The sequence below is a fragment of the Mesorhizobium sp. genome, from assembly GCF_004962925.1.
Taxonomy (GTDB): Bacteria; Pseudomonadota; Alphaproteobacteria; order Rhizobiales; family Rhizobiaceae; genus Mesorhizobium.
In genome coordinates, this window is sequence record NZ_SUEO01000314.1 from 1 (window position 1) to 5,126 (window position 5,126).

Sequence of the window (5,126 nt, forward strand, 5' to 3'; positions counted from 1 at the left end):
GCCGTCACGGTACGGCGGCTGAGCGGTCTTGCCGACGCCTGCACTCGCGCTGCTGTCGACTTTCTGCTTCGCGACGCGCACGGACAAGGCAAGCTCAAACTGCCGGACCCCGAGGATCCGGCGCGCCAATCAGGCTGGATCCTGCTCGGCATGGGCAAGCTTGGCGCGCATGAGCTGAACTTCTCCTCCGATATCGACCTCGTCGTTTTCTTCGACCCGCAAGCGCCTGCCGTCGTCGATCCGCTCGACGCGACGGAGCTGTTTTCGCGCCTGACACGCCGGCTGGTCCGCATCCTCCAGGACCGCACGGAACACGGTTATGTATTCCGCACCGACCTCAGGCTTCGTCCCGATCCCGGTTCGACGCCGTTGGCGATCCCGGTCGAGGCGGCACTGCGCTACTACGAGGCGCGCGGCCAGAACTGGGAGCGCGCCGCCATGATCAAGGCGCGTCCGGTGGCCGGCGATCTCGCCGCCGGTGCTGCGTTCATGAAAGACCTTCAGCCCTACATCTGGCGCAAATACATGGACTACGCAGCGATTGCCGACGTCCATTCGATCAAGCGTCAGATCCACGCCCACAAGGGCCATGGCGAGATCGCCGTGAAGGGCCACAACGTCAAGCTCGGGCGCGGCGGCATTCGCGAGATCGAATTTTTCGTCCAGACCCAGCAGCTTATCGCCGGCGGCCGCTTTCCCGAGCTGCGCGGCCGCGAAACCGTGCCGATGCTTGGCCAGCTTGCGGCACGCGGCTGGATCACCGTCGATGCGCGCGACGCGCTCGCCCGGCAATACTGGTTCCTGCGCCGCGTCGAGCATGCCGTCCAGATGGTCGCCGACGAGCAGGCGCATATACTGCCGGAAGATGACGAAGGGCTTGAACGCATAGCCCTCATGCTCGGCTTTGCCGATGCGGCCGCCTTTGCCGAGACGTTCCGAGCCGCACTCCATCAGGTCGAACGCCACTACGCAGCACTTTTCGAAACCGCGCCCGAACTTTCGGCGGGCATCGGCAATCTGGTCTTTACCGGCGATGTCGATGATCCTGATACGTTGCAGACCTTGCAGAGATTGGGATTCCAGCGGGCGAGCGACATCTGCCGCGTCATCCGCGGCTGGCATTTCGGCCGCTATCGCGTCACCCAGTCGGCCGAGGCGCGCGAGCGGCTGACCGAACTGACACCGGCGCTGCTGCAGTCCTTCGGCCAGACGCGCCGGGCGGACGAGGCGTTGATACGCTTCGACGAGTTCCTTGCCGGCCTGCCCGCCGGCATCCAGCTCTTCTCGCTGCTCCAGTCCAATCCCGCGCTGCTCAAGCTGCTGGCGACGATCATGGGCGCGGCCCCCCGCCTGGCCGCCATCATCACGCGCCGGCCGCACGTGTTCGATGGCCTGCTGGATCCGGCCCTTTTGACCGAACTGCCGGACCGCGCCTATCTGTCAGGCCGTCTCGCCGCCTTCCTCGAAGGCGATAGGGCCTATGAGGACGTGCTCGACCGCTTGCGCATCTTTGCGTCCGAGCAAAAATTCCTGATCGGTGTCAGGCTGCTTGCCGGCTCGATCGACCCGGCCCGCGCCGGTCGTGCCTTTTCCGATCTTGCCGATCTCACCATCGACGCGGCGCTGCAGGCGGTCATCGCCGAGTTCGCGCTGCGCCACGGCCGCATTGCCGGTGGCACCGTTGCGCTGCTCGGCATGGGCAAGCTCGGCAGCCGCGAACTGACAGCCGGCTCCGACGTCGATCTCATCCTGCTCTATGATCACGACACCGATGCCGAAGAATCGGATGGCGACAAGCCGCTCGCCCCATCCCACTATTACTCCAGGATGACGCAGCGGCTGATATCAGCCGTGTCCGCGCCGACCGCCGAGGGCGTTCTCTACGAGCTTGATCTTCGCCTGCGGCCTTCCGGCAACAAGGGGCCGGTGGCGACCCATGTCGATGCCTTCAAGAAGTACCAGCGCAAGGACGCCTGGACATGGGAGCACATGGCGCTGTCCAGGGCTCGCGCGATCGGTGGCGATGAAGCGCTGTGCACCGAGGTCGAGGCCGAGGTGGCGGCAGTGCTTGCCTTGCCGCGCGACAGCGCCAAGGTCATGGCCGAGGCGTCCGAGATGCGCGCGATGATCGAGAAAGAGAAGCCGCCGCGCGATCTCTGGGACATAAAGCTGATCCCGGGCGGTCTCATCGACCTCGAGTTCATCGCGCAGGTGGCGGTGATCATGGGAAAGGTTGAACCCGGCCGCCGGGTCACCGGGACAGCGGAAGTCCTGTCGAGGCTGGCGCCGGATTTCGCTGAGGCGCAAGTCAGGCAGGAGCTTTGCGATGCCTATGCACTCCATCTGGCGCTGACCCAGATGATACGGCTCTGCCTCACCGGCGTATTCGAACGGGACGACGTTCCGCCGGGGCTTTCGGATCTGCTTCTGGCGGTCACCGACCTGCCGGATTTCGGTGTGCTGGAAGCGCAGCTCAAGGAGACGTCGCAAAAGGTCAGAAAGGATTTCGACCTTCTGCTTCGTGCGAAACGACCATGACGTTGCAACGTCAAACGGCTGTTTCGGCGAGAACATTGGGGGCGCTGTCCCTCCGGCGTTCCCGAAAGTTCCAACCGCTTCACGACAACTGAGGGTCAGGCGGCGGCCCTGGCCGGCTGCATCGACTTCTTGAGCGGAATCCGCACCGACACGATCGTGCCGGTGCCTTCGGTGGAGCGGATTTTCAAGGCGCCGCCCTGAAGCTCGGCCAACGAGCGTGAGATGGCTAGGCCAAGGCCGGAACCGGCATGGCTCTTAGAAAACTGGTTCTGCACCTGTTCGAACGGCCGCCCAAGCTTGCTCAGCGCCTCCTTCGGGATGCCGCAGCCATTGTCTTCGATCGTCAGGACCAGAGCGCTGGATGTATTGCGGGCCCTTACCGCAATGCGGCCGCCCTGGCCGGTGAATTTCACCGCATTCGACAGGAGGTTGATCACGATCTGTTTGATCGCCCGGCGGTCGGCGAACAGCGTCAGTGAATCGGGGATGCGAGTTTCGACGGTGATCGACTTTTCCGCCGCCTGCAGCGAGATGACGCGCACCGTTTCCCTCATCAGCGGGCAGAGGTCGATTTCCTCCTGATCCATCGAGAACTGGCCGGCCTCGATCTTCGACATGTCGAGGATGTCGTTGATGACGCCCAGAAGATATTTGCCGCTGCCGTTGATGTCGGTGGCATATTCCTCGTAGCGCGGCGAACCCAAGGGCCCGAACAACGCCTGTTCCATCAGCTCCGAGAAGCCGATGATTGCGTTGAGCGGCGTGCGCAATTCATGCGACATGTTGGCCAGGAATTCGGATTTGGCCCGGTTCGCGGCCTCGGCGCGCTCGGTTTCCTTCATGTATTTGCGATTGAGCTCGACCAGCTCGCGCGACCGTTCTTCCTCCGCACGGCGGGCAAGGCTGAGGTCGTGGATCGTCGCCATCAGCCGGCGCTCGCTGTCGACCAGCTTCTCCTGGTGCAGCTTGATCTGGGTGATGTCGGAGCCGACCGAGACGGTGCCGCCGTCCCTGGTCCGCAGCTCGTTCACCTGCAGCCAGCGGCCATCGGCAAGCTGCCGCTCGAAGGTCACGCCGCCTTGCTGCCCGTTGGTGTTGGCAAGCCGGCGCTCCGAAGCGAAGGAAAGCATGCGTTCCTCCAGAACGGCGCGCGAGGCACCCGGCATCACGTCGCGATCCGACAGACCATTATCCTGCTGGTACTTGGAATTGCACATGATCAGACGCTGGGCGGAATCCCAGAGCACGAAGGATTCGTTGATGTTTTCGATGGCCGTTCGCAGGCGAAGATCCGCGGCCTCGGAGCGCAGCGCCAGGTGCCGCTGCTCGGTGACGTCGACGGCGATGCCGATCAGCTGGATCTCCGGCGCTTCCGGGTCGATCACCTGCGCCCTTGCGCGCATCCACACCCATTGTCCGTCGGCATGGCGCATCCGGAACACCTGGTCGATGTGATCGATCTCGCGTGCGACGATCCTGTTGGCAAGCTCGAACAGGTCGCCGTCCTCGGGATGGATGATCTCGTCGACCTCGCCGAACGACAGCATCGTGTCGCAGGGCTCATAGCCGAGCATGTCATACATCGAGCGCGACCAGTACATCTTGCCGCGCACCATGTCCCAGTCCCACAGGCCGCATCGGCCGCGCACCAGCGCCATGTCGATGCGCTGGTGCGCTTCGAGATAGATGCGGTCGGCGGCCTGGGCGCGCGCTGCCTGGCCGAAATAGGCGTAGAGGATGATGATCAGCACGCCGGCTGTCAGCACGAAGAGGGTGACGTTGAGCGAAACGGTCTTGCGCCACGTGTCGAAGACCGCTTCCTGCGGAACGAGTGCTGCGGCAGCGCCTTTTCCGTCACTTGCCAGGCTCACAGCCGCATACCAGTCCTGACCGCCGATGCTGACCTCCATGACGCCGGCGCGGTCGCCGAACATGAACAGCGGTTGACCGCCCTGGACGATGCCGTCGAGCGGTCGCCCCTCCCAGCGCGTCGATTGCGGTGTCACGGCAATGATCTTGAGAGCGCCGTCGGTGACCGCAAGCACGTGGCTTCGGCCCATCGCACCTTGACGGCTAATGCCCTCCAACAGGTCCTGCGTCGCGCCAGGCGCCATCTTAGCATCGACGCTAATCGAACTGGCCAGTTGGCCCGCCGCGAGCGAGAGGATCGCCTTGGCGTCGCGTTCCACGTCGTCGCGCTCGTTCATCAGCGATAGGAACCGCAGCGCCGCGATGACGAGCAGGAAAATGACGATCAGGGCCGGTATCGATCGGCGCAACAATGGCTCGGCTGCCAGGAGCCGTCGGTAGGCGGGTTCGGCGATGAGCCGCGCGTTGCCGGCGAGACCATTGCTTCTCGCCTCACGCCGCTGAAAAGCCGTCCCTCCGGGCGCGCCCCACGCGTCCGCCTTCGCCATAAATGGCTCTCCCCGATTTTGAATCTGCTTGACGATCCGGCGACGCCGCACTTCCGAATCTTCAGCTAAAGAATCAAAGGTGATTCGCCTTGTCCAGAGGCGCAGCGAAAAAAGATTAAAAATCGACTAAAATAATGGCTAAAGCCGCCGATATCCCTCCCCCTTGAGGGG

At 63.7% G+C, this 5,126-nt stretch carries 2 protein-coding genes; one reads left to right on the plus strand and one right to left on the minus strand.

The features are described 5' to 3' along the window. The coding region (locus E5W87_RS33655; protein ID WP_292407733.1) for a bifunctional [glutamine synthetase] adenylyltransferase/[glutamine synthetase]-adenylyl-L-tyrosine phosphorylase at positions 1–2,538 on the plus strand (2,538 nt) is incomplete at its 5' end. Positions 2,539–2,633: 95 nt separating this feature from the next. Here E5W87_RS33655 and E5W87_RS33660 read toward each other — a convergent pair. Further along, the gene (locus E5W87_RS33660; protein ID WP_292407736.1) at positions 2,634–4,955 is read right to left on the minus strand and encodes a PAS domain-containing sensor histidine kinase; all 2,322 of its coding nucleotides are present in this window, start codon (positions 4,953–4,955) and stop codon (positions 2,634–2,636) included. Positions 4,956–5,126 lie beyond the last annotated feature (171 nt).

Coding starts and splice junctions, on each gene's coding strand:
- E5W87_RS33660 (WP_292407736.1), bottom strand. CDS start 4,955: ATGGCGAAGGCGGACGCGTGGGGCGCGCCCGGAGGGACGGCTTTTCAG.